Genomic DNA, 22,483 nt, shown 5'->3' on the forward strand with positions numbered 1-22,483 from the left:
GGGCGGGCGTCCGGCTGCGCGCCGGCCAACGATCACCACACACGTGATTGCCTGCGGCGACCGTCGCCAGGCATGCCCTGACCTGCGACTTTAATGTCGACCGCGGTCCGAGGGAGTCGCGCCATACCCATTAGGACGCGGTGGAATCGCCACGGAATTCACAGATAACGACCATTACGTAACTAGGGGCACTGAAGACCACACATCAAGCAGAGGCACCGTAATGGATCAGCAGATCGTTCAGGTGAGGATTCACCCTGCCATCGGCATAGCCCGGGTCGGCAACAGCGACGCAACGCCCTTCATCGGCCCGGAGTCGCCGGACCAGCCGCCGCTGGAGCTGGGCTCGTACAAGGACGGCAACGGCAAGATCATCAAGCAGGCGGCCCGCTTCCGGCTCTACGGCTACAACGCGGCCGGTGACGTCGTCCGGGAACTGAAGCTGGGCGAAGAAGGCGTCACCGACATCAAGTGGACGGCTCATCTAGCCAACAAGAAAGCCGCCTGGTACCAGTTCCACTGCCCGCTCGACATCCCCGAGGCCGCCAAACTGTCGGACGCCCAGCGGAGCCGGCGGAACGCCTCCGTCAAGGGCGCCGACCGCAAGAAACTGGTCATCGACTCGGGCGTCAAGGCCCTCGTGGCCGGCGAGAAGGATCTCGTCGTCTTCGACGGCGAGATCATGACCAAGAGGGTCCGCCTGGGCGCAGCGCACGTCGATGGCGACGGCCGCCTCGTCGTCGCCGGCGGGGACGGCGCATCGGGCTCCTACACCGACCCGCCCGGCGAGATCACCGGTGTCGCCAACAACGACACCTGGTACGACAACACCTCCGACGGCCCGATCACCGCCCAAGTCACCCTCGGCGGCGTCACCATCAGCGCGACGCCGGCCTGGGTCGTGGTCGGTCCGCCGCACTACGCGCCCGGCGTCAAGACCATCCGCACCGTCTACGACCTGCTGTACGACGTCTTCGCGACCGAGAAGACGCTGGACAGGGTGGTGCAGGTCTCCTATCCCGAGGACATCGAGCCGCTGCTGGTCCGGTTCTGCGAACTGCAATGGGTCAACCACGGCTTCGCCACCCAGTTCGGCTGGAAGGGCCCGCACCACTTCGACGACCCGGAGATGCGCAGGCGGCTCAACGACCCCGGGGAGACCAGCCGCGACCTGCGTCGCCAGATCTACCAGCAGATGCGCGACTACGACCGGGACGGGATGTCGCCCGTTCCCTGGCCGTGGCTGTACGGCGACGCCATGACGGGCGGCAAGGCCACCTCGGTCCGGGAACACCTGACCCTGTCCCCCACACAGGACTGGATGCTGGCCCAATGGTCCGAAGGCCGCTTCGCCCCCGGCCCGCGCCGGACCACATACCCCGACGTGGACCAGGCCCCCGCCGCCCGACAGCCCGGTCTGCTGGACCAGGCCGCGCTGGACAACTGCGCCGCCGACGCCTTCCACCCGGGCAGCGAGATCACCTGGCCGATCCGCCACAAGACCATGTACTCCGAGCCGTTCCGCATCCTGCACCGCAGCCCGGACCAGCCCGAACGCGACTACGGCGACGTACTCAAGGACGTGGACCTGTACAGCAAGGACGGGCCGCTCTACGCCCAGGGCCCCGGTGACCTCACGCGCTGGATGGCCGCCCCCTGGCAGTGCGACACCGCGAGCTGCCGCATGGGATACGCGGAGCGATCCGGACTCGGCGCCCGCTACAGCCCCTTCGTGCCGACCTTCTGGCCCGCCCAGATGCCCAACCACGTGCTGACGGAGAAGGACTTCAAGACCGTCAACACCAAGCCGACCGGCGACGACAGCGCCCGCGAGAAGGCGTTCGAGAACCGGGCGGTGTGGCTGCGCGGGCTTCCTGGCGTGGAGATGAACAAGCAGCGCGAGAAGATGATCGAGATCTGGTGGCAGTTCGGCATCGTCGAGCCGCGCGAATACACCGTCGGCGACGGCAAGTTCCCGAAGTATCTGCAAGTCGAGTCCCAACCCGGCTACGGGTCGGTTCCCGACCACGCCAACCTCATCAACATCCAGGTTCCCGAGGCGGGTATTCCCCAGCGCGCCGCGGCGGCCGGCACCTGGCGCGGTGCCACCTCCGCGGAGGAGGTCGAGAGGTCGCTCGTCCAGCAGGCGGTCGAGGAGGCCAAGGAACTCACCGGCTACGGCGACGAGGAAATCGCCGCCGGCTACCTGGAGAAGCTCGACCCCTTCCACGACGCCCCGTGACACCGGCACCCGTCTACGACGTGCTGATCGCCGGCGGCGGACCGGCCGGTTGCGCCGCCGCGCTCACGCTGGCACGGGCGGGCCGCCGGGTGCTGTTGGCCGACGCCGGCACCGGACCGCCCAAGGTCGGCGAGGCGCTGGTCTCCGTCGCGCGACTGCTGCTGACCGACCTCGGCGTGGACCGCACCGTCCTGGACACCGGACACCTGCCCTGCCACGGAAACCTCTCCGCCTGGGGCTCGTCCCAACTCCACGCGGTGGACGCGCTCCGCGACCCCTACGGCCACGGCTGGCACCTGGACCGCGCGCTCTTCGACCGGAGGCTGCGTAAGGCCGCCCGCACCGCGGGCGCCGAGGTCGTCGAACGCACCGCCGTCCGACGCCCGGCCCGGCAACCGGACGGCACCTGGCGGGTCCCCTTGTGCGACCGCGCCGGCCGGGGCGCCGAACGCACCGTCCACTGCCGGTGGTTGATCGACGCCACCGGGCGGGGCGCCGCGCTCGCCGTCCACGCCGGCGCCCGCCGGCTGACCGCCGACCGGCTGACCGCCCTCCACCTCCTCCTCGACCCGGCCCCGGACGCCACCACCGACGGCCGCTTGCTGGTCGAGTCCGACCAGGACGGCTGGTGGTACACCGCCCCGCTGCCCTCCCGGCAGCGCCTGGTCGCCTACTTCACCGACCCCGACCTGCCCCTCGCCGCCGCCGGCGGCGCCGAGGGGTTCCACGACCGGCTGCTGGCCACCCGCCACATCTCCCGCCGGACGCGCCCGCACGCTCGCCCGCCCCACCCACCCCGCCGCGCCCCCGCGCACACCGCCCACCTGGACCGGGTGCACGGAGACGGCTGGACGGCCGCCGGTGACGCGGCCGCCGCCTTCGACCCGCTCAGCTCCCAGGGCATCCTCACCGCCCTCTACACCGGACTGAGCGCGGGCGAGGCGGTCGACGCCCGGCTGTCCGGCGACCCCACGGCGCTGGCCGGCTACGCGGAGAAGGTCGCCACCGCCCGTGCCGCCTACGAGTACGGCCACCGCGCCGTACACGCCCAGGAGACCCGATGGGCCGACCGCCCCTTCTGGGCCCGGCGGCACCGCAACCCCAACCCCACGAAAACGAAAGGCAGTTACCGCACATGAACGCCTCATCCGCATCGCCCCAGCACGACCGTCACGAGCACATCCACCGCTTCCTGATCCTGGGCAAGGACAAGCTGTTCTTCTACCACCTGGCCCTCTACAACCCGGACCTCGGCCACCACTACCAGGCGGTCTTCGCCTTCCAGATCCAGGACGACGGCGCCCTGAAGAAGATGTACCTGGAGGACCTGAAGAAGAACGAGGACAAGCGGGTCTACTACTCCCTGCGCTGCCCGCACCACTTCGAGCTCCCGGAGCTCCAGGACGGCAAGGACTTCAAGGTCCACTTGGAGCGGGTGGTGGTCAAGGAGGACGGTAGCCGCGACTTCCAGCAGATGACCACCACCGAGACGACGGTCAAGTGCCGGCCGGAGGACGTCCTGTCCTTCCGGGACCTCTCGGACCGGCCCCTGCCCTACCCCCAGCACCTCACCTACCTGGCGTTCGGCGCGGGCCAGGAGGTCCACTTCGCCCACCAACTCGCCGAGCGCCCGAACTGGGACGAGGTCATCACCGTGACGACCAAGCAGACCATCAATGACGAGACCCTGAAGAAGGTCCCGCCCGTCGTCATCGAGTCGATCAACGACCCCAAGGGCGTGATCGAGGAGAGCCTGCTGAAGAAGGGCCAGCAGTACCAGGGCAAGATCGGCGGTAGCAACCTGACGGTGGACTTCATCGTCGGTCGCCAGGGTTGGTGGAACCACACCAGCCTCAACACCGCCTGACGGACGCCGCCACCCCCGGTCGCCCCGGCTCGGGCCTGCGGACCCCTCGCGGCCCGAGCCGGTGGCTATCTGACCGACCCTCAGGGCAGGTTCTTCTCGATCGCGGAGAGGTAGCGCTTGATCGAGTGGTCCCGGATCCCGGCCGTGGCGGGTGCGAAGGCATCCGCGGTCAACCCCTTGGCCCGGTCCGTCAGACCGCCCAACAGGCCCATGGACTCGTGCAGTTTGCCCCCGGAGTCGATGTACCGGAGCGCGTCGACATGGGTGAAGACGGGCTCGGGCGGCAACTGCGGCACGATGTCCTCGTTGTTGACGAAGCGGTACATGCGGTTGCTGAAGCCCTTGTTGTACGCCTCCGCCAGGATGCGGTCACAGGTGCGGGGCTGACCGTAGGTGTAGACCCCGTCCGCCTGGAGCCGCGGGTCCTCCAGGTACATCCGCGCACCGGCGAGCATGGCGAGCGCGCCACCGAGACTGTGGCCGGTGAACCACACCGTCTGGTTGTTGGTGCGCAGTTCGGTCAGGGCGTCCTTGAGGCTCGGGAAGATCGACTGGAGGGCCTCGGCGAAGCCGTAGTGGACGTAGCCCGTCTTGGCCGGCCCCGGCCACGGCGGCGTACTGGCGTCCGACAACCAGTCACGGATCTCCGCCGGCTCCGTGCCGCGGAAGGCGGTGATGATCATGTGGTCGCTGGCCGCGGTGTACGCCTGGGTGTCCTCAAGCGGGAACGGCGGGGTGAACCGTGTCTGGTGGTGGCGCACCTCGTCGAAACCCCAGTCGCGGGCCCGGGATTCGATCGTGGCCTCGTCCTTGTAGGCCAGATCGGACGCCTGGGCCAGCCAGTACGCCAGGGGGAGGCTGTACCCGGCGGACGCGTGGTGGTCGATCGCGGTCGGTGCGGACATGCGGGCTCCTTTCGCTGGGCGGTCACGCTCGTACCGGGGCAGCGCGCTCCGGTACGGGACCGGTCCCTTCGTAGCGGCGGGTGCCTGGCCCGCCGCCGTCGCCGCGCCCGGTGTTCCCCCGAACGACGGGCCGGGAGACCGCGCTCACCGCCCGTTCACAGCCTGACGCCGCCCGTGGCGTCGATGACCCGCCCGGTGACCCACCGCGCGTCGTGCGAGGCGAGGAAGGCGACGATGTCGGCGACGTCGTCCGGCTGGCCGACCCGGTTCATGGCGGCCCGCGCCGCGGCGTCCGCCTCGGCCTGCGGATTGCCGCGCAGCCACTCGGCGTTGACGTCGGTGTCGATGACCCCGGGTGCGACCGCGTTGGCGGTGATGCCCCGGGCGCCGAGGTCCTGGGCCAGATTGAGGGTGAAGTTGTCGAGGGCGCCCTTGGTGGCGCCGTAGGCGATGGCCTGGGGCATGGCGAGCCGGCTGGCGGCGCTGGAGACGTTGATGATCCGGCCACCGTCGCGCAGCCGCTTGAGCCCCTCCTGCACGACGAAGAACGGGGCCCGGACGTTCACCGCGAAGACCTCGTCGAACTGGTCCGCACTGAGCTCGGGGAGGCTCGCGAGCATCCCGATACCGGCGTTGTTGACGATGATGTCGACGGCCGTGCCCGTCCCGGGCGCGTGCTCCCCGATCCGTTCGTCGAAGGCCGACCACAGGGCGGCGGCATCGCCGCGGTGGCCCAACGGGGCGTGCAGCGCGACGGCCTGACCACCGTCCTTGCGGAGGTGGGCGACCACCTCGTCCGCGGCCGCCGCATCGCGGGCGTAGGACAGCGCGACCACGGCCCCGTCGCGACCGAGGCGCTCGGCGATGGCGCGCCCGATACCCCGGCTGCCGCCGGTAACCAGCGCAACCTTGCCAGCGAGCGGCTTGCTGTTCGCGCTATTTCCGTTGTCCGTCATGGCAGTTGACATCCTCGGCTTCGTCGTCTTCCTGGGCATTGCCGCGGGGCGCAGGCCCGGCATCCGCCGGGGCGCTCCGATGGCCAGGAAGGTACGGGCTCACATGGGTGTGAGGGTCAAGCCGGGGCGGTCAGCCTGAGTGTGGCTCCGCACCGAGAACGCGCCTCGCAGGTGCGAGGCGGTAGCCCAACGCCCGCTGGTTTGCTGCGCGTTGACGAAATCGGGTCGCGCGATCGACTGCTCCCTGCGGCGGCCTGATTGCCCAACAAGCGCTGCCCGGGTGGCCCTGGCAGTGCTTGTTGTCGCTGCGGTCCTCGCCGCTCACCTCGGTGCCGGGCGGCGGACCAGGGGCAGGTAGACGTTGTCGACGATGTCGGTGATGGCGTCGTCGGTGACGGGGGTGCCGAAGATGAGGAACTCGTTGCGCAGGAGGTCGGTGGCGACCGTGGCGCGGCGCGAGTCCAGGATCCAGGCTTCGATCTCGCCGCGTTCGACCGCGCGTTCCAGGATGTTGCGGAGGGACGCCGGGCCGGCGGTGTGGAGCCGTTTGCGGATGAGGGCGGCGAACTCGGGGTCGCGGGTCATCTCGGCCAGCAGGCCGCGCAGGATGCCGCCGAGCGGGCTGGTCATCTTGGCGGCGATCTGCCGCATCAGGGCGATCACATCCTCCCGCAGGGCGCCGGTGTTGGGCATCTCGATCTGCGAGAAGCCGGCCAACGCGCAGGCGTCCACGACGAGTTCGGCCCGATTGGACCAGCGTCGGTAGAGGGCGGCCTTGCCGGTGCGGGCGCGGGTGGCCACCCGCTCCATGGTCAGTGCGGCGTAGCCGGTCTCGCTGAGCTCTTCCAGCGTCGCCATGAGGATGGCGTTCTCCAGCTCCGCGCCGCGGCGGCGGGGGCCCTTGCGGTGGTCGGCGGCGGGTGCGGTGGTGGGGTCGGCGTTGGGTGACAGCGTGACTCCTGAAGATCTCCGGTAGAGGCCATTGCGTTCCCTATGGGGGCAGTCTATGCTCCGAATTAGAGAACTAGGCGTTCTTTAACGGTGAGAGATTTCGATTCGGAGTGGACCGATGACCGAGACCACCGCAACGCCCCAGGCAGCAGACGCCCCCGCCTTCCCGAACGACCGGACCTGTCCCTACCGGCTACCGGATGGCTACGCCAAGCTGCGGGACACCCCCGGTCCGCTGCACCGGGTGACCCTCTACAACGGCCGCCAGGCATGGGTGGTGACCAAGCACGAGGCCGCGCGCCAGCTGCTCGCCGACCCGCGCTTGTCCTCCAACCGCACCCACGCCAGCTTCCCCGCCACCTCGCCCCGCATCGAGGCGATCCGGGAGAACCGCCAGGCATTCATCGGCATGGACCCGCCCGAGCACGGCCCCAAGCGCCGGATGACGATCAGCGAGTTCACCGTCAAGCGGATCAAGGCCATGCGGCCCGAGGTCGAGGAGATCGTGCACGGCTTCCTCGACGAGATGCTGGCCTCGGGCGCGCCCGCCGACCTGGTCAGCCAGTTCGCGCTGCCGGTCCCGTCCATGGTCATCTGCCGGCTGCTCGGCGTGCCCTACGCCGACCACAACTTCTTCCAGGACGCCAGCAGGCGCCTGGTGCAGGGCGAGAACGCGCAGGTCGCGGCCGCCGCGCGCGACGACCTCGCGGGCTACTTCGACGGGCTGATCACCAAGTTCCAGGCAGAGCCCGGCCCGGGGCTCATCGGCAGCCTGGTGGCCGAGCAGTTGGCCAAGGGTGAGATCGACCGCGAGGAGTTGGCCTCCACCGCGATGCTGCTGCTGATCGCCGGTCACGAGACCACGGCCTCGATGACCTCCCTCAGCGTGATCACCCTGTTGGAACACCCCGACCAGTACGCCGCGTTGCGGGACGACCACAGTCTCATCCCCGGCGCCGTCGAGGAGTTGCTCCGCTATCTCGCCATCGCCGACACCGCGGGCGGCCGCGTCGCCCTGGCCGACATCGAGATCGAGGGCCAGGTCATCAAGGCCGGCGAGGGCGTGATCGTCACCAACTCCATCGCCAACCGCGACGCCTCGGTCTACGAGGACCCGGACACCCTCGACGTGCACCGATCCGCCCGCCACCACCTCTCGTTCGGCTTCGGCGTGCACCAGTGCCTGGGCCAGAACCTCGCCCGGCTGGAGCTGGAGGTCATCCTCACCGCGCTGCTGGACCGCGTACCGACGCTCAAACTGGCCGTCCCCACAACGGAGTTGACGCTACGTCCGGGGACCACGATCCAAGGGGTCAACGAGCTCCCGGTCACGTGGTGAAGACGACGAGACAGCGGAGGGCGAACCGGGAGTCTGGTGGGGGAGCGAAGGGAAGGAATGGCCATGGCCATGAAGGTGAGTGCGGAGAGGGGGGTCTGCGTCGGTGCCGGATTGTGCGCGCTGACCGCCCCCGGGGTCTTCGACCAGGATGACGACGGGATCGTCACGGTATTGACGGCCGAGCCCGCCGAGGGCGATCGGCCCGCGGCGCGCGAGGCCGGGTTGCTCTGCCCTTCGGGCGCCGTGCGTGTCGTTGAGGAGGAGGCCGAGTAAGGACTTGGCTTCCGCGGTGAGGCGTGTGGAGCCGGCTCTTGTGGGTTGTGGTGGTTGGGTGCCTGCCCCGGTCCCCGTGCGCGGAGGTGGTTTGGGGGTTCCGGGGCAGGCACGCGAGATTCAGGTCGGTCGGCGGGCCGCAGACCGAGGGGTCAGATCCACCCCTTCCGTGCCGCGTACAAGGCGAGTTGGAAGCGGGTGGTGGCGCCGGCGGCGCGGTTGAGCTGTTCCAGTTGTCGGGACAGGGTGCGGCGGCTGATGCCGAGGAGTTCGGCGAGGGATTCGTCGGTGATGCCGCTGCCGAGCAGTTCCAGGATCCGGCGTTGGACCGGGCGCAGCGCGGTCGGTACCCGTTCGCCGAAGTGGAGCGGGTAGGCGGAGCGCCATGAGGTCTCGAACAGGCCGGTCAGCGCGCGCAGCAGGCTGGAGGGACGGACCAGCAGCATCGAGTCGTTCACCTCGGCGTCGCCGAACGCCAGCGAGACGATGGCGAGGCGTTGGTCGAAGACGGCCAGCTTGACCGGCAGGGACTGCAGGACCCGCGCCTGTTCGCCGGCCGCGATGCAGGGCCTGATGTTGCAGGCGTAGTAATCGCCGTTCTCCACCGCGGACTTGGAGTAGACGACGCGGTAGGCGACGCCGCGTTCCAGGTTCCGGATCTCGATCGGGTTGGGAGTGCCGCCGGTGTGCCATGGGGGCGTGTCGAAACGCAACACCTCGGTGGAGGCCGCGTCCTCCACCTGCATGATGCGTTCGACGATCTGCTGCCCGGTGACCACTTCGACGAGGTGGTCGGTGGCCTGCGGGTGTACCTGGCGGCGGTAGGTGCGGTAGGCGTCCATCGCCGCCAGGTGGGCCTGTTGTAGCTCCGCGGCGCGGGCGTTGGCGAGGTGGCCCAGGCCGAGTGACGGCTCGATCGGGGCGACCCCGGAACCGTCGGGACCGTGACTGGACGCCAGGCCCAGATGGATGAGCCGGGTGAGGGTGCGTTCCGTGACGGCGAGTGCCTGGCCGAGCCGCCGGGCCAGTGCCTTCGCCGTGGTGGGGCCGGCGTCCAACATGGCCAGATAGGCGGCGGCTTCGGCCTCGGACAGGCCGAGCCGCAGGAGAGGGGCCGACCGGTCGTCATCGCTCATGGGTGGCTCATGGGTGGGGGAGCTCCGACAGTGCGCGAGTGTGGGGGAGAGGGAGAGGGGGAGGGGCGCCGGGAGGCTGAGTCAGCTCAACGGGCCGTCTCAGCTCAATTGGCCGTCGTAGTCAGGCAGTTTGAAGCCCTTCTCGTAGTGTCCGCCCTCGAAGTCGGTGCTGCGGTTTCCGACGTTGGCGATGAGGGTGTATCCCTCGGACTCGTACTTCTTCCGGCAGCCGAGCTTGACCTTGGCCTTGCCCGGGCTGTCACCGTCGGGCTTGAGGCAGAGGCCGTCCACGGTGTAGCCGGCCGAGGTGAGTTCACGGGTCGTGGCGTCCCGCTTGCTCGGGCTGCGGTACGAGGCGAACAGCACGGCGGCACCGTGCTCGTGCGCGTATTCGGTCGCCTTGAGAATCGCCTCGATCGGCTTTCCCCGGTCGTAGTGCGTCGCCAGCGAGGTGTTGTCGATGTCCAGGACGACGGCGGGCTTTTCGCCGCTCTTTCCACCGGAAAGGCGGCCTTTCAGGTAGTCCTGCAAAGATGCGGCGATCGGTGCGATATCGCGCAGCCATTGACTCTCGCTCGGCAACTCGGCGGGGTGGGGCGCCGCCTGCGCCGTGGCGGGGAGGGCCATCATCATGCCCACCGCCGGGCCCAACAGCACAAGGGCGCGCCTCTTGCCCCTGACGATGTCCTTGACCATTTCGTCCATCACTCCTTTTGCCTGCGGTCTCTTCCGTGAACGCTCAGGTAGCTCTTGTCTCCTGTGCGTGATCGTCCAGGACAGTGGTACCTGAATCGGCCGTCGCATAGTGTCCAGATCACGCCATTGGCCGCGATGGGCACACGCTCTGCGCCCCGTTTCCTTCGCCGGTCCACTGTCGTTCTTCTGGGGTTTCTCCGCCATTCGCGCACGATTCTCGGTTCTCCGAGCCTTCGGCCCCGCCTCTCGCGTTCCGTCGCGTTCCGCCCCTTTCCGTCCGGCCGTCAAGCGAAATGGGCGAGCAACTCCGGTGCCAATGGGGGGATATCGACGGGAATGCCGTCGGCGCGTAGTGATTCCGTGGCGGCGCAGCCGGCGGCCACCGCCTGCCGTGCCGCGATCGGTGAGGTGAGCGTGGGAATTCCGGCGCGGACGAAGTCCACGAATTCGGCCACCAGTTGCGGGTCGGCACCACCGTGACCGCCGTCTTCGGAGGGCACCTCGACGACGAGATCGGCGTCCACGCGGTAGCCGCTGCGCCGGCTGTTCCAGACCTTCACCACCGCACCTTCGGTGTCGCCGAAGTTCTCCATCCGGCCGTGGGTACCGATGACGGTGTAGTTGCGCCAGTAGTCGGGGGTGAAGTGACACTGCTGGTACGCGGCGAACACGCCGTTGTCCAGTCGCATGTTCATCATCGAGAGGTCCTCGACGTCCACCACGTCATGGAGGCCGGTCAGCGAGGTGGGCGGCCAGTTGGCGCCCGGGTCGTACCACTCGGTCATGGTCCGCTCGCCCTGACCGCCCCGCGCCGCGATGTCGCCGTAGACGGTCAGCCCGCCCATCGCCTGGGTCCGCACGGTGTAGCCGCCGGCCAACCAGTGGATCACGTCGAGGTCGTGCGCGCCCTTCTGGAGCAGGAGACCGGTGGTCCGCCGCCGGTCCGCATGCCAGTCCTTGAAGTAGAAGTCGCCGCCGTGGCCGACGAAATGGCGGCACCAGATCGCCTTGACCTCGCCGATGGCGCCCTTGGCGATCAGCTCCCGCAGGGTTCGGACGACCGGCATGTGCCGCATGTTGTGCCCGACGTAGAGCCTGGTGCCGGTGCGCCGGGCCGCGTCCAACACCCGGTCGCAACCCGCCGTCGTGATGGCCAGGGGCTTGTCGACGAACACCGCCACGCCGGCCTCCAGGAAGGAGACGGCCAGCTCCTCGTGGGTGTCGTCCGGCGTGGTCAGCAGGACGCCGTCCAAGTCCCCGTTCGCGGCCCGGTCGAGCAGGGGACGGTGGTCGGCATGGTGTGCCGCCTCCGGATACAGCTCCCGACTGCGCTCCCGACGGGCCGCGAGCGGGTCACACACCGCCACCACCCGCGCCGGCAGGCCCCGCTCCGCGACATGCCTGCCGAGCCTGCCGCGCAGGCCGAGACCGACTACGGCCAGTCGGAGGTCACCGTGGGTGTGTGGTGGGGGGTCTTCCAGGGGGCTCGACAACGTCAACTGCCTTTCCTGTGCGGGGGGATGTCGGTACGAAGCGGGGCGTGCGCCGTGATGCCGGGTCCCGACGGTCCGCCTCGGCAGGCACGCGTGGTTGTCACCCTCGCGGCGCGGCGGCCATGCTGACGAGAGGGGGTCCGCCGTCCCAAGGAGTCGAATGCCGCGCATGCAGCGGGCCGGTTCACAACTGCCGCCCGAAGACCGCACGCTGTCGCCCTTCACGGGATACGGCCGTGCCCACTGGTTGGCCCTCGCCGACCAACTCCTCACGGACGTACATCGGTTCGCCTCTCCCTCCGGCGCGCGCATCGTGCTGCCCGGCCGGCCCTCGGTGTCGGGCACGGACTCCGACCAACTCGAAGGCTTCGCCCGCACGTTCCTGCTGTTGGCCTTCCGCACCGCCGGCTGCGGTGGGGAGGCGCCGGCCGGGCTGCTCCAGTCGTACGGCGAGGGTATCGGCGCCGGCGCCGATCCGGGACACCCCGAAGCGTGGCCGTCACTCGACCGGGCATGCCGCCAGACGCTCGTCGAGGCGTGCTCGCTCGCGCTCGGGCTCCATCTGACGCGACCGTGGCTGTGGGACCAGCTGTCAAGTTCCGTGCAGGAACGGACTGTTGAATGGTTCCAGGGCGTGTGGGGGCTGGCGATACCCGACAACAACTGGCATATGTTCCGGGTGATCGTCGGCGAGTTCCTGGCGAGCGTCGGCGGCCCCCACGACCGCGTCGAGATGGCCGCCGACCTCGCGCGGATCGAAGAGTTCTACGTCGGCGACGGCTGGTACCGCGACGGCGGTCATCCCCACACCGCGGACAACTTCGACCACTACAACGGCTGGGCCCTGCACACCTACCCGCTCCTGTGGGCCCTGATGGCCGACCCGCACACGACGGACCGGGCAGAGCGCCTGCCGCTGTTCACGGCGCGCCTGCGACGGTTCCTCGCGGACTTCGCGCTGTTCTTCGGCGCGGACGGAGCCCCCGTGCACCAGGGCCGCTCGCTCATCTACCGCTTCGCGGCGGCCACCGCCCCCTGGTTGGGCGCGCTCGTCGACGCGACGCCGCTCAGCCCGGGCCAGACCAGGCGCCTGGCCAGCGGTGCGTTGCGACACTTCACCGACCACGGGTTCCGCGACCGGAAGGGGATCGCCACCCTCGGCTGGTACGGGCCGTATCCGCCCATGGTGCAGCGCTATTCGGGTCCGGGCTCGCCCTACTGGCTCTCCAAAGCCTTCCTCGGCCTGCTGCTGCCGGCGGACCACCCGTGCTGGACCGCCCCCGAGGAACCGCTGCCCATCGAACGCGAGGACCGCGTCCAGGCACTACCGGCGCCCGGCTTCCTCCTCTCGGCGACCCGGGCCGACGGCATCGTCCGCCTGATCAACCACGGCAGCGACAACCACGGCAGCTACCGCTATGGCGGCGCCAGTCAGGGGGGCACGGCCGGGGATCCGCACTACTCGCGGTTCGCCTACTCCACGACCACCGGCCCGTACCACGCCAACGCTCACACCCAAGTCACCCACCACAGGCCCCAGCCGGACAACCACGTGGCGCTCATCCACCCGGAACTCGGCCTGTCCGGCCGCGCACGCATCCACCGCCGGCACGTCCAGGACCGCTACGCCGCGTCCTGGCACCGCCCGACCTGGGGCGGCCGTGCGGATGCCGAGGCCCGCATCGAGACCGCGAGCGTGGTCTGGGGCGCGTGGGAGTTGCGCGCCCACCTGGTCGACGCGCCCCCGCACCTGCCGCTGTACGACAGCGGCTGGCAGATCGCGGGGGAGCGGCCCCCTCGCGTCCGGTCCGCCGACGGCCGGGCCACCGCCGTCACGGACGACGGCCTCACCAGCTCGTTCGTCTCCCTCGCCGGCCACACCGACCTCGCGGTGGCGACCGCCGAAGGTACCAGTGCCTTCGGCCGGCACACCGCCGTTCCGCACGCCACCGGCCGCCGCACCGCGGCCCGCTCCGTGCACGTCGCCCTCGTCGGCCTCACCGGCCGCGGTGCGGACCCGGCCCCTCCTGCCGTGCGCTGCAACGTCAACGGGACGACGATCAACGCCCGCTTCCCCGACGGAACTTGGGTCTTCCTCGCCCTCGGCGAGGAGGCCGCCCGGTCGCCGTTGGTGGGAGGCGAACGGCTGGCCGGACCGGTGCGGTACGCCCGACTGTCCCCGGGGGAGCGGCCGGTGGTCGTTCCGGGGGCGGTGTAGGGCTTCCCCGAGTGCGTCGACCGCGTGCGGCCCAACCTCACCCCCGCCCCCACCCTCAACCAAAGGTCAATCGGGGAGAAGGAGCGACACCCCTCGCAAACCGCCCATCCCATGCCATTACATGACACCACCTACGCGCCTGAATATCGGGTGCGTCTCGGAGTGCGGGATGCGGATCGCGTGGCGCCCCTTCGCCCGTACGATGCCCGGAAATCCGATCCGTTCACATCTCCTCCGGAAGGCCATCGCGGAATGCCCGTCTTCAGACGCCGCAAAGGCAGCCGTCCCCGCTTGCTCCCCGAACTCGACGACGTCGCCCTCGGGCGAGTCCGGCGACGCGTCGAGACCTGTTGGGACCGCGGTTCGCTCGATACGGCTGTCATGGCCCTGATGTCGGACATCCTGGACGACGCCGGCGAGGACTGGGACCGCAAGGCACACCGCCTCCGCGTCCTGGCCGGATCCGCGGGGCGGGCGCTGCCGGGCATATGGCGGGAGCACAACCCTCGCAAACAGTCCGCCGTGCTGCTGCATGCCTGGTCGGAGCTGCTTCAGGCGGGCCAAGAGGGCTCCAACATCGATCTCAACGCGACCCGGGAGAGCTGTCGGCTCGCGGCCGAGCTGGTGCCCGCCGACCCCACGCCCTGGGCGGTGTACCTGGCGACGCTCCGCCTGGAACGGTGGCCGTCCACCGAACTGTCCGCGGTCTGGCGGGAGATCAAGGCCCGTGACCCGTGGAACCGGGAGGCCCACCTCCAGGCCCTGGGGTACCTCTCGCCGGACGAGTGCGGCTCCAGCGGTCAGGTACTGGACCTGCTCGACAGCGTCCGCGCCATGCCGCCGAACGCCCCCGCGGCCGGCCTGGAACTCACCGCGCTCGTCCGCAGTCACCAGCGGGCCATGGCTCCCGGCGGAGTGACCGCCCTCGGCGCGGGGGAGTTCTGGCGGCGCCATGACGCCGTCACCGTGCTCGACCACGCTGCGCACTACTGGTTGAGCCCCGGCTTCCTCCACCACGCGCGGGCGCTCGCCGACCTGAACCTGCTGGCCTACGCGCTGATCAAGGCCGCGCGGCCGGGTGAGGCCGCGAACACGTTGCGCGCCACCGGCGGCGTGGCGACGCCCTGGCCGTGGAACGCGGAGGGTGAGCCGCTGGAGCGCTTCGCGCATCACTACGGTCGCGCCCGCGCGGAGGACTGAGGGGGCGTTGCATCCCTCCCGGCCGACTGGCGGGGATCGTTGTGTCCCCGGTGGGTACTGCGCCTGCGGTAGCGCCCGCGCCCACCAGGGGTGCGGGTCGCGGAAACGGGCTTCCCGCCACCCGGTTCCCGCGCCCCCACCTCCCGAACTGCGCCCAGGGCGCGCTGGATCACGCATACGACCCATAGCCGGAACGAGTGGAATAACCGACTTGTTCATCTGACTCCCGAATGTCCAGTTCTCTCTCAGGGCATGCCTTCCGCGGAAGAGCGTTGGGAGATCCGCATGCGTCACACCGCCGGCACCGGCCGCTCCGCGGCGACCGGGTGCGACCGCGGCCGCATGCTGGTGTTCGTGGCCCTGTTGGCCCTGCTCTTCACGGCGTTGGCCGCCCCCTACTCCGACGCGCTGTGGCCCGGCGCCGGGAAGTGCGCCGCTCCCGCCGAGGCCGCCGCCGGCGTCGTCAACGGTCCCGCGGACCGGACCTGCGACCCCTCGACGGACGTGCTGACTCGCTCGCGAGGCGAGGCGCACCATCACGGCAACGGCTTCCGGCGACTGTCCCACGCGACGGCCGGCCATCTGCGCCCCCACGTCCCGACCGGGCCGAACGACAAGGCGGTTCGGGAATCCCGGGTGTTGGGTTCCCTGACCGCGCCCGAACACGCTGCTTCCTGGGCCGTTCTCCCGGCCGTCACCGGAGCGCCCTCCGGCGTGACCGTTCTGCGCTGCTGAGCGGACCCGGCCGCGTACGACCTCCATCCCGCCCTGCCCACGGCAGGGGCCAACGGGGCGTCGCGGCCTGCCACTTCAGCCTCCAAGACATCAGCACCGCAGGAGTTCCGGCATGCCCGCCGACATCTTCGCGGCCCTCGGCGCCCTCGTGCGCGCCGAGGCCGCCCGCACCGCAGCCCGACCCGAGCCCCGTACCTCAACCCCAACCCCCGCTACGCCACCAGGCGATGGCAGATCCGCGCCACCGCACCCCGAGGCCACTCCCGTGCCTGCCAACCAGCACGCCCCGTCGGCACCCGTGCCGACCTCTCCGGTTCCCGCCCCAGTCCAGGCCGTATGGCGCCCCCGCCCCCGGCGAACGCGCAAGCGCCGATTGCTGGGCGCCCTGCGGGCGTTGCGGGCCCTCGTCGGCGCCGTCAGAAGGCGGCGCCGAACCGATCCCGCTGAGAGCCGCGTCGCCGAAGGCCATCCCGCACCAGACTCCTGACGGGTCGCACCTCGTGTTCGCCGCCGCTAGTCGGACGGTGCAGGCGTCGAGCGGTCCTTGATGCCTGCACCAGGCGGCGCCGCAGTCCGGACAGGCCCATCGACCCGTCGGGTAGATCACAGAGGAAACCGCAACAACGGGGGCAACTGTTCGAGATTGTCATGCTTTGCCATTCCGGACTGAGGGAAGGGGCGCTCACCCAAGTCAAAACTTCCTCTCATTGGGGCTTATTTCGGTCTTACGATCAAGGCGCCCCGTACGCCCCGGCGTTGTGCCAGGCTGCGGGCGTCCTTCTCTCTGACCAGGAAAGGCTCCAGTGTTTCTTCGCCGTACCGCCGCGTCCGCCGTTGTCGTTGCCGCGGTGACCGCGCCCAGCGTTCTGCTTGCCACGGGCACCGCCCTCGCCGACGCCAAGTCACCGTCCCCGCAGGAGCAACACAGGCCGACCCACGCGGAGTTGACGAAGTCTGCCGAAGCGGCGCGGCAGGCGTACGACGAGGCGGTGGCCGCCAAGGCGGCCGGGCTGGAGAAGCTGAAGGCCACTATGGCCGCGCTGAACCAGGACACCCACCCGCTCAAGGCGGCCCGGCTCGCCGCGCGGAAGGTGGCCAAGGCGGCCGACGCCGCCAAGACGGCCGCGGACCAGGCCGTCACGGAGGCCCAGGCCACGCTGGACGCGGCCACGGCACGGACCACATCGCGCCCATCAAGTCGATGAAGCCCGGTGCCCGTACCGATGTGAAGTTGCGGATGGCGATCGAGGCGCAGGCCCCGGCGAAGAAAGCTCTGGCCCTTCTCGCGGGTGATGCCTCCGATCAGTACAACCCCTGTGTGCTCGGGCCGATGAAGCGCTACGACTTCGAGGTGCTGCCCGCCGGCAGCAAGCCGGGCAAGGTCGACGAGGCCAAGCCGGGCAAGGTCGAGGACAAGGACCGCCCGGCGCCGAAGGCGAAGCCCGAGGCGAACGGTTCGGCGAAGGGCGATGCCGCGGCCAAGCCGGAGTCCACCCCCGACGCGGCCGAGGGCAGCCTCGCCACGACCGGCACGTCCTCGGCCGAACAGACGCTGGCCCTCGCGGGCGGCGCCGCGGTACTGCTGGGCACCGGGGCGGTCTTCGCCGTACGCCGCAAGCGTGGGGCCAGGGGCACCAACTGACCTGCCGCCGCTGCCTTCTGGGGGCGGTGACGAGCCGGGCTGTGGGCGCACCGAGGAGGGCAGGGGGATTTGGGGCTCATCAGCGCCGTGTGGTGAGGGTCTTGCGGGTGGCGTAGGCGGCGGCGCCGACTGCCAGGACGGCGATACCTGGGAGTACCGAGGTGAGGGGGAGGGCGCAGGCCAGTGCCAGGCAGCCGGTCGCGCCGAGCAGGGGGACCGGGTGGCCCAGGCGGACTTCTCAACTCCCGTGTAGTTCACCGCGGTCAGCGTCACCACGGCGGCGACCGCCACGGCATGGGCCTGGGCGGGCCACAGATAGGACCCCAGGGTCAGCGCCATCGCGGCGCAGGAGGCGGTCTTGCCGACCACGAAGGCCCAACCGGCCAGGTTGCCCCAGAAGTCCCCGAGGCGTTCCCGGCCGTAGACATAGGTTCCGCCCGAGCGCGGGTACCGGGCGGCCAGTCGCGCCGAGGACGTCGCGTTGCAGAACGCCACCACCGCTGCCGCCAGCAGTCCCAGCAGCAGCCCGGAGCCGGCGGCCGACGCGGCCGGCGCCAGCGCGGCGAAGATCCCCGCCCCGAGCATCGAGCCGAGCCCGATCACCACGGCGTCGAACACCCCCAGCCGGCGGGGCAGTTCGTCGGGACGGGCAGGGCTGGAGGGATCGGGAGCGGCGGGGTGGGAGGGGTGCCCATGGGTGGCTGGCTCCTCGAACGGAGAGTGGAGGGCGTGGTGCCGTGCCGTTGCTGAGTGGGGAGGGGCGGCGGGGGAGAGGGAGCGACGGGGTCGACGGCCGCACCATAGCGGGAGGCAGTGCCCCAGCGTGCGGAGTACCCCGCACGCGGCGAGCTGTATCCCTCCCCGCATCTCGCTCGTACCGCCCCCTCGCGGCGGCAGAGCTGGCACGGGGACGGGCACGGGGCAACGGGTATCCCTCTGGTCTTGGGGATGAATGTAATGCCAGGGAGCGCGTACGCTTCCGGGTCGCTGCGGCGCTCCTCAGGCTCAGCCACGGCACCTCGCTCCAAGCTGGTGTCGCCACATCTCCTCGCTGGCAACGGCGGCCGTTGCGTAGTCGCAACGAGCACGCGCCTGCTTACGCTTCTCCGCCCAGGACAGGCACGTGTTGCAGCCGGCGGTTGGGTTCGGGTTCAGTCCGGCGGGTTCGCCCAGCGTCACGGGCTCTTTCTGGGCGCGGAAGTGATCGCGGTAGGAGTCGGCCACTGCTACCACGTCCGCTTCGTGTTCTTGCCCGCGTCGGTGGTCTTCGAAGACTGCCTGTTCTTCTCGGCGTTCTTCTTGCCCACGTCCTCGGTGCTGCCGCTCACCGCTGCGCCTCCGTTTCCAGGATCTTGCACAGCCTCTCGGCCTGAGCGGTCGACAGCAGCGGGGAACGACCTGGTCCACCAGCGCACCGTCAGCGGTGAAGATCGCGGCAACGACCGGCGGTTGCAGGCCCAACTCGACGGCACACAAGGCTTCGTGCAGCCTTTTGCACACCTCGTTCGCCTTACGCGCGTCTGGCATAGCCATGAAGCAGACCTCCGTGTCTCTCCGTAGCGGTTCCACTACCGGGGCGACTCAGCGTGGCGTACAGCCGGGGTGCCATTCAACGTTCCAAATAGGGAAGGAAGGTTGGTGAACGCCCTTTGAATCGCAAGGAGTTGAACCCGGAGGCCTCGCCTCAGGCGGCTTTCGGGGCACGTCTACGCAGCCTGCGGGAAGCGCGCGGCTGGACGCAGGAAGATCTTGCCGAACGCATGGGGTATTCCAGCGTCCATATTTCGGCGGTTGAAACAGGGAGGAAGTCTGCGACTCTTCGATTCTCGCGTAGCGCGGACGCGGTGCTCGGCCTTGTAGGTACAGCAGACGCATTCGAGCGCGAGTACCGCGAGATCAAACACGGCAGCCTGTTGGAAGGGTTTCCCGAATACGTGAGCTTCGAGGGTCGCGCCGTGGAGATCGGGCTGTACGAGGTCGGCGTAGTCCCTGGTCTGCTGCAGACACCTGAGTACGCGGCAACTCTGGAAGCTGACGCAGTACGACGGGAAGCCATCACACCTGAACAAGCCGAAGAACGAGTAGAGCTGGTGACGCGAAGGCAAACCATGTTAGTCCGCACCCCATCGCCCTTGATTCATGCGGTACTTGATGAGAGCTGCGTTCGGCGGCCGATGGGCGATGATCCCGCGGTCATGGATGCCCAGTTTGATCGGCTGCTGAAATTCGCCGAGATGCCGAACACCGTGCTGCAGATTGCCCCGTTCAGCATGGGCGCGCGGCGACCGTTCAGCCTGCCTGTGACGGTACTGACCCTGTCGGATCGGTCGATCATGTCCTACGCCGAGTCAGCACAGCGAGGGCACCTCGAACGAGATGGTGCTTCCGTAGTGCCGATACTGTCGGCCTACCATCAGTTGCAGGCCGAAGCGCTCTCCCAAGCGGCATCTGTGGTCTTGATCGATCAGCTTCGAAAGGGTTACCAGTGACGTCCGAATCCCCCCGCTGGTTCAAGTCCTCCTACAGTGGCAACGGCGGCCAGTGCATAGAGGTCGCCACCAACCTCGGCGGTGCCATCCCCGTCCGTGACAGTAAGGACCCCCAGGGCCCGGCTCTGAACTTCCCCGCGTCGTCGTGGTCGGCGTTCGTGGATCGGGTGAAGCGGGAGGGGTAGGGCGGCGCCAGAACGCTGACGGCCCCCGTTCCTTCTTCCCTTCGCGGGATGGAAGGGAAGAAGGGACGGGGGCGTCACCGGCTATCACCCGGCTGTCAGCCGCCCACCGGGACCGGTACACCCGCCCGTGCCGACGCGTAACCGGCCTGCACGATCTGCAGCAGGCGCAGGCCGCCTTCGGCGTCCGAGACGTTCACCTCGCCCTCGCGCGGCCCGAAGAGGAACGTGCGCAGCATGCGCTCGTCCAGGTCGGTGCCGTAGGGCAGTTCGAGGCCCGTGCCGCGGCGTTCGCTGAAGCCGTGGACGTTCTGGTCGAAGGCGTCCATCTCCAGGGTCGCCCGCTCGCCGACGACGGTCATGTCCAGGCCGCCCCAGGAATGATGGGAGCGGGGGTGGGACCAACTGCAGTCGATGGTGGCCACGACGCCGTTGTCGTACGTCACGGTGACCAGGCCGCCGGTCTCGACGGTGGCCTCGCCCTCGTACAGCAGGTTGTTGGTCTGCGCGTACACCTCGACGGCGCGGGCCCCGAACAGGTCGTCGAGGAGGTCGGCGAGGTGCACGGTGTGGTCCATGAGGGCGCCACCGCCGGCGAGTTCGGGGTCGGCGAACCACCGGCGGATGTGGCTGGGCAGGTGGCCGTTGTTGGCGCCGGTCACGGTGAGCACGCGGCCGGCGTCGCCGGAGGCCACGGCCCGCTTGACGGCCGCGTACGCGGGGCTGAAGCGCACCGGGTGGGCGATCGCGAGGCGTACGCCCGCGGCGCGGCACGCGGCGAGCATGGCCTCGCCGTCGGCCACGGTGGTCGCGAGCGGCTTCTCGCACAGCACGTCCACGCCGTGCGCGGCGGCCAGTTCGACGAGGGGGCGGTGCCGGGCGTTCTCGGAGCAGACGATCACCGCGTCCGGCCGCCGGGCGAAGACGTCGTCGTACGTGGCGGCGTAGGGGACGTCGAGCGAGGCGGCGAGATCGCTGCCGCGCACCTCACCGGGCGCGGCACCCGCGGTGTCCGGGTCGCTGGCGAGGACCGCCACACCGGGCATGTCCCGCAGCAACTCCAGGTACGTGGCCGCGTGGACGTGGGCGAACGACAGGACGGCGACCTTCATCGCGTGACCTCCTTGAGCTCGACGGCGCGGCCGGTGCGGCTGGACTCGATGGCGGCGCACGCGAGACGCACGGCCTCGACACCGTCCTGGGCGGTGACGCGGGGCGTCACCGTGGCGTCGTCCCATGCCGCGGCGAACTCGCGCAGTTGGCTGAGGTAGGGGCTCTCCGTCATGGGCGTGGACGGGATGCCGTCCTGCGCGGCGCGGGCGTCCTGCGCGGTGATGCGGAAGCCGGGCGCGGCGGCGGAGTCGTGGCGCAGCACCCCGTCGGACCCGGCGATGTGGAACGTGGTGCGGAACGGCTGGCTGGGCAGCCCCCACAGACCGGAGACGTGGGTGAGGGCGCCGGAGGCGTGGGTGAGCACGACCGTGGCGGTGACGACCTCGGCCGGGGTGTCCGTGCCGTGCCCGGCCGGGGCATCCGCGAGGCGCTCGGTGCCGCGGGTCAGGGCGTGCACGCGGACCACGTCCCCCGCGGTCCAGCGCGCGATGTCGAGGTCGTGCAGCATGAAGTCCATGAGGACGCCGCCGGATTGGGCGGGGTCGCCGAGCCAGGGGGCCCAACGCGGCCTCGCGCTGCTCCGGGTGAAGCGCAGCACGGCGAGGTCGCCGAGCTCGCGCTGGTGCACCGTCTGTCGCATGGCGGCGTACGCGGGGAAGTAGCGCACGACGTGGGCCGGTTGGAGGCGAACGCCCGCTGCCTCGGCGGCGGCGACCATCTCCCGTGCGTCCGCCACCGTCAGGGCTAACGGTTTCTCGCACACGACGTGTTTGCCCGCGGCGATCGCGGTGAGGGCCAGGTCCTTGTGGGTGGCGGTGGGCGTGCAGAGGTCGACGGCGCGGCAGCGGGCGAGGAGTTCGTCGAGCGTGGTGGCGGTGACGTCGTGGCCGAGCGCGGCGTACTCGGCGGCGAGCTTCTCCGCCGAGTCGCCGCGGCTGTGCACGCTGACGGTGGCGCCCAGTTCCAGCCAGCCATCGAGGTGGGAACGGGCGATGGCACCCGCGCCGAGCAGGCCGATGTGAAGCGGTGACATCGAGGTTCGTGCC

The 22,483-nt window shown here is 70.0% G+C and carries 20 protein-coding genes and 1 pseudogene; 12 read left to right on the forward strand and 9 right to left on the reverse strand.

Annotated features, from left to right (window positions below; all coding sequences use genetic code 11):
• Window positions 1–223 precede the first annotated feature (223 nt).
• The 3 genes from PV796_RS38290 to PV796_RS38300 are packed head-to-tail and all read left to right on the forward strand — an operon-like array spanning window position 224 to window position 4,109.
• Window positions 224–2,242 (forward strand): LodA/GoxA family CTQ-dependent oxidase, encoded by a 2,019-nt coding sequence (locus tag PV796_RS38290; RefSeq protein ID WP_274918399.1) that lies wholly within the window; start codon window positions 224–226, stop codon window positions 2,240–2,242.
• Complete coding sequence (locus tag PV796_RS38295) at window positions 2,239–3,381, forward strand: NAD(P)/FAD-dependent oxidoreductase (RefSeq protein WP_274918400.1); 1,143 nt, start codon at window positions 2,239–2,241, stop codon at window positions 3,379–3,381. The genes PV796_RS38290 and PV796_RS38295 overlap by 4 nt, the downstream gene beginning before the upstream one ends.
• Entirely contained in the window at window positions 3,378–4,109 is a 732-nt protein-coding gene (locus tag PV796_RS38300; RefSeq protein WP_274918401.1) for a hypothetical protein, read from the forward strand. Before PV796_RS38295 ends, PV796_RS38300 begins: the two co-directional genes overlap by 4 nt.
• Window positions 4,110–4,189: 80 nt before the next feature.
• Here the strand turns inward: PV796_RS38300 and PV796_RS38305 are convergent, their stop codons facing one another.
• From PV796_RS38305 to PV796_RS38315, 3 genes are all read right to left on the reverse strand, one after another.
• Window positions 4,190–5,014: a lipase family protein gene (locus PV796_RS38305; protein WP_274918403.1), complete on the reverse strand. Its 825-nt coding sequence runs from the start codon at window positions 5,012–5,014 to the stop codon at window positions 4,190–4,192.
• A 155-nt stretch (window positions 5,015–5,169) separates the two neighbouring features.
• Window positions 5,170–5,970: an SDR family oxidoreductase gene (locus PV796_RS38310; RefSeq protein ID WP_274918404.1), complete on the reverse strand. Its 801-nt coding sequence runs from the start codon at window positions 5,968–5,970 to the stop codon at window positions 5,170–5,172.
• A gap of 321 nt (window positions 5,971–6,291) precedes the next feature.
• On the reverse strand, window positions 6,292–6,828 hold the full coding sequence (locus PV796_RS38315) for a TetR/AcrR family transcriptional regulator (RefSeq protein WP_274918406.1): 537 nt from the start codon (window positions 6,826–6,828) through the stop codon (window positions 6,292–6,294).
• Between the two features lie 211 nt (window positions 6,829–7,039).
• Here PV796_RS38315 and PV796_RS38320 point away from each other — a divergent pair, with 211 nt between their 5' ends.
• Together PV796_RS38320 and PV796_RS38325 are read left to right on the forward strand one after the other, a co-directional pair.
• The gene (locus PV796_RS38320; protein WP_274918407.1) at window positions 7,040–8,260 is read left to right on the forward strand and encodes a cytochrome P450; all 1,221 of its coding nucleotides are present in this window, start codon (window positions 7,040–7,042) and stop codon (window positions 8,258–8,260) included.
• A 69-nt stretch (window positions 8,261–8,329) separates the two neighbouring features.
• A complete protein-coding gene (locus PV796_RS38325; RefSeq protein ID WP_274919382.1) occupies window positions 8,330–8,533 on the forward strand; it encodes a ferredoxin in 204 nt (67 codons plus the stop codon).
• Window positions 8,534–8,685: 152 nt separating this feature from the next.
• On the opposite strand, the gene PV796_RS38330 is transcribed toward PV796_RS38325, so the two are convergent.
• The 3 genes from PV796_RS38330 to PV796_RS38340 form a co-directional block, all read right to left on the reverse strand.
• Complete coding sequence (locus tag PV796_RS38330; protein WP_274918409.1) at window positions 8,686–9,669, reverse strand: helix-turn-helix domain-containing protein; 984 nt, start codon at window positions 9,667–9,669, stop codon at window positions 8,686–8,688.
• Window positions 9,670–9,768: 99 nt separating this feature from the next.
• On the reverse strand, window positions 9,769–10,365 hold the full coding sequence (locus PV796_RS38335; RefSeq protein ID WP_274918410.1) for an HAD family acid phosphatase: 597 nt from the start codon (window positions 10,363–10,365) through the stop codon (window positions 9,769–9,771).
• Window positions 10,366–10,649: 284 nt separating this feature from the next.
• Window positions 10,650–11,864 carry a Gfo/Idh/MocA family protein gene (locus PV796_RS38340; RefSeq protein ID WP_274918412.1) on the reverse strand — a complete coding sequence of 405 codons (1,215 nt, stop codon included), beginning with the start codon at window positions 11,862–11,864 and terminating at the stop codon, window positions 10,650–10,652.
• A 154-nt stretch (window positions 11,865–12,018) separates the two neighbouring features.
• Here PV796_RS38340 and PV796_RS38345 point away from each other — a divergent pair, with 154 nt between their 5' ends.
• The 5 genes from PV796_RS38345 (at window position 12,019) to PV796_RS38365 (ending at window position 17,653) form a co-directional block, all read left to right on the forward strand.
• The gene (locus PV796_RS38345; protein ID WP_274918413.1) at window positions 12,019–14,076 is read left to right on the forward strand and encodes a DUF2264 domain-containing protein; all 2,058 of its coding nucleotides are present in this window, start codon (window positions 12,019–12,021) and stop codon (window positions 14,074–14,076) included.
• Between the two features lie 381 nt (window positions 14,077–14,457).
• Window positions 14,458–15,276 carry a hypothetical protein gene (locus PV796_RS38350; protein ID WP_274918414.1) on the forward strand — a complete coding sequence of 273 codons (819 nt, stop codon included), beginning with the start codon at window positions 14,458–14,460 and terminating at the stop codon, window positions 15,274–15,276.
• 285 nt (window positions 15,277–15,561) lie between these two features.
• Window positions 15,562–16,011: a hypothetical protein gene (locus PV796_RS38355; RefSeq protein ID WP_274918415.1), complete on the forward strand. Its 450-nt coding sequence runs from the start codon at window positions 15,562–15,564 to the stop codon at window positions 16,009–16,011.
• Window positions 16,012–16,859: 848 nt separating this feature from the next.
• Window positions 16,860–17,216, forward strand: coding sequence for a hypothetical protein (locus PV796_RS38360; RefSeq protein ID WP_274918417.1), 357 nt, complete (start codon window positions 16,860–16,862; stop codon window positions 17,214–17,216).
• A complete protein-coding gene (locus PV796_RS38365; RefSeq protein WP_274918419.1) occupies window positions 17,213–17,653 on the forward strand; it encodes an LPXTG cell wall anchor domain-containing protein in 441 nt (146 codons plus the stop codon). Before PV796_RS38360 ends, PV796_RS38365 begins: the two co-directional genes overlap by 4 nt.
• A gap of 216 nt (window positions 17,654–17,869) precedes the next feature.
• Here PV796_RS38365 and PV796_RS38370 read toward each other — a convergent pair.
• Window positions 17,870–18,289 (reverse strand): annotated as a pseudogene (locus tag PV796_RS38370) (amino acid permease); the annotation flags it as partial.
• Between the two features lie 1,013 nt (window positions 18,290–19,302).
• Between PV796_RS38370 and PV796_RS38375 the strand changes: the two are divergent.
• Complete coding sequence (locus PV796_RS38375; RefSeq protein WP_274918421.1) at window positions 19,303–20,142, forward strand: helix-turn-helix domain-containing protein; 840 nt, start codon at window positions 19,303–19,305, stop codon at window positions 20,140–20,142.
• On the forward strand, window positions 20,139–20,327 hold the full coding sequence (locus PV796_RS38380) for a DUF397 domain-containing protein (RefSeq protein ID WP_274918422.1): 189 nt from the start codon (window positions 20,139–20,141) through the stop codon (window positions 20,325–20,327). Before PV796_RS38375 ends, PV796_RS38380 begins: the two co-directional genes overlap by 4 nt.
• 95 nt (window positions 20,328–20,422) lie before the next feature.
• Here PV796_RS38380 and PV796_RS38385 read toward each other — a convergent pair whose 3' ends face one another.
• Both PV796_RS38385 and PV796_RS38390 read right to left on the reverse strand, forming a co-directional pair.
• Window positions 20,423–21,436, reverse strand: a complete 1,014-nt coding sequence (locus PV796_RS38385; protein WP_274918424.1) for a Gfo/Idh/MocA family protein — start codon at window positions 21,434–21,436, stop codon at window positions 20,423–20,425.
• Complete coding sequence (locus tag PV796_RS38390; protein ID WP_274918425.1) at window positions 21,433–22,470, reverse strand: Gfo/Idh/MocA family protein; 1,038 nt, start codon at window positions 22,468–22,470, stop codon at window positions 21,433–21,435. The genes PV796_RS38385 and PV796_RS38390 overlap by 4 nt, the downstream gene beginning before the upstream one ends.
• Window positions 22,471–22,483: the final 13 nt, after the last annotated feature.

It is taken from the genome of Streptomyces sp. WZ-12 (assembly GCF_028898845.1).
Classification (GTDB): domain Bacteria; phylum Actinomycetota; class Actinomycetes; order Streptomycetales; family Streptomycetaceae; genus Streptomyces.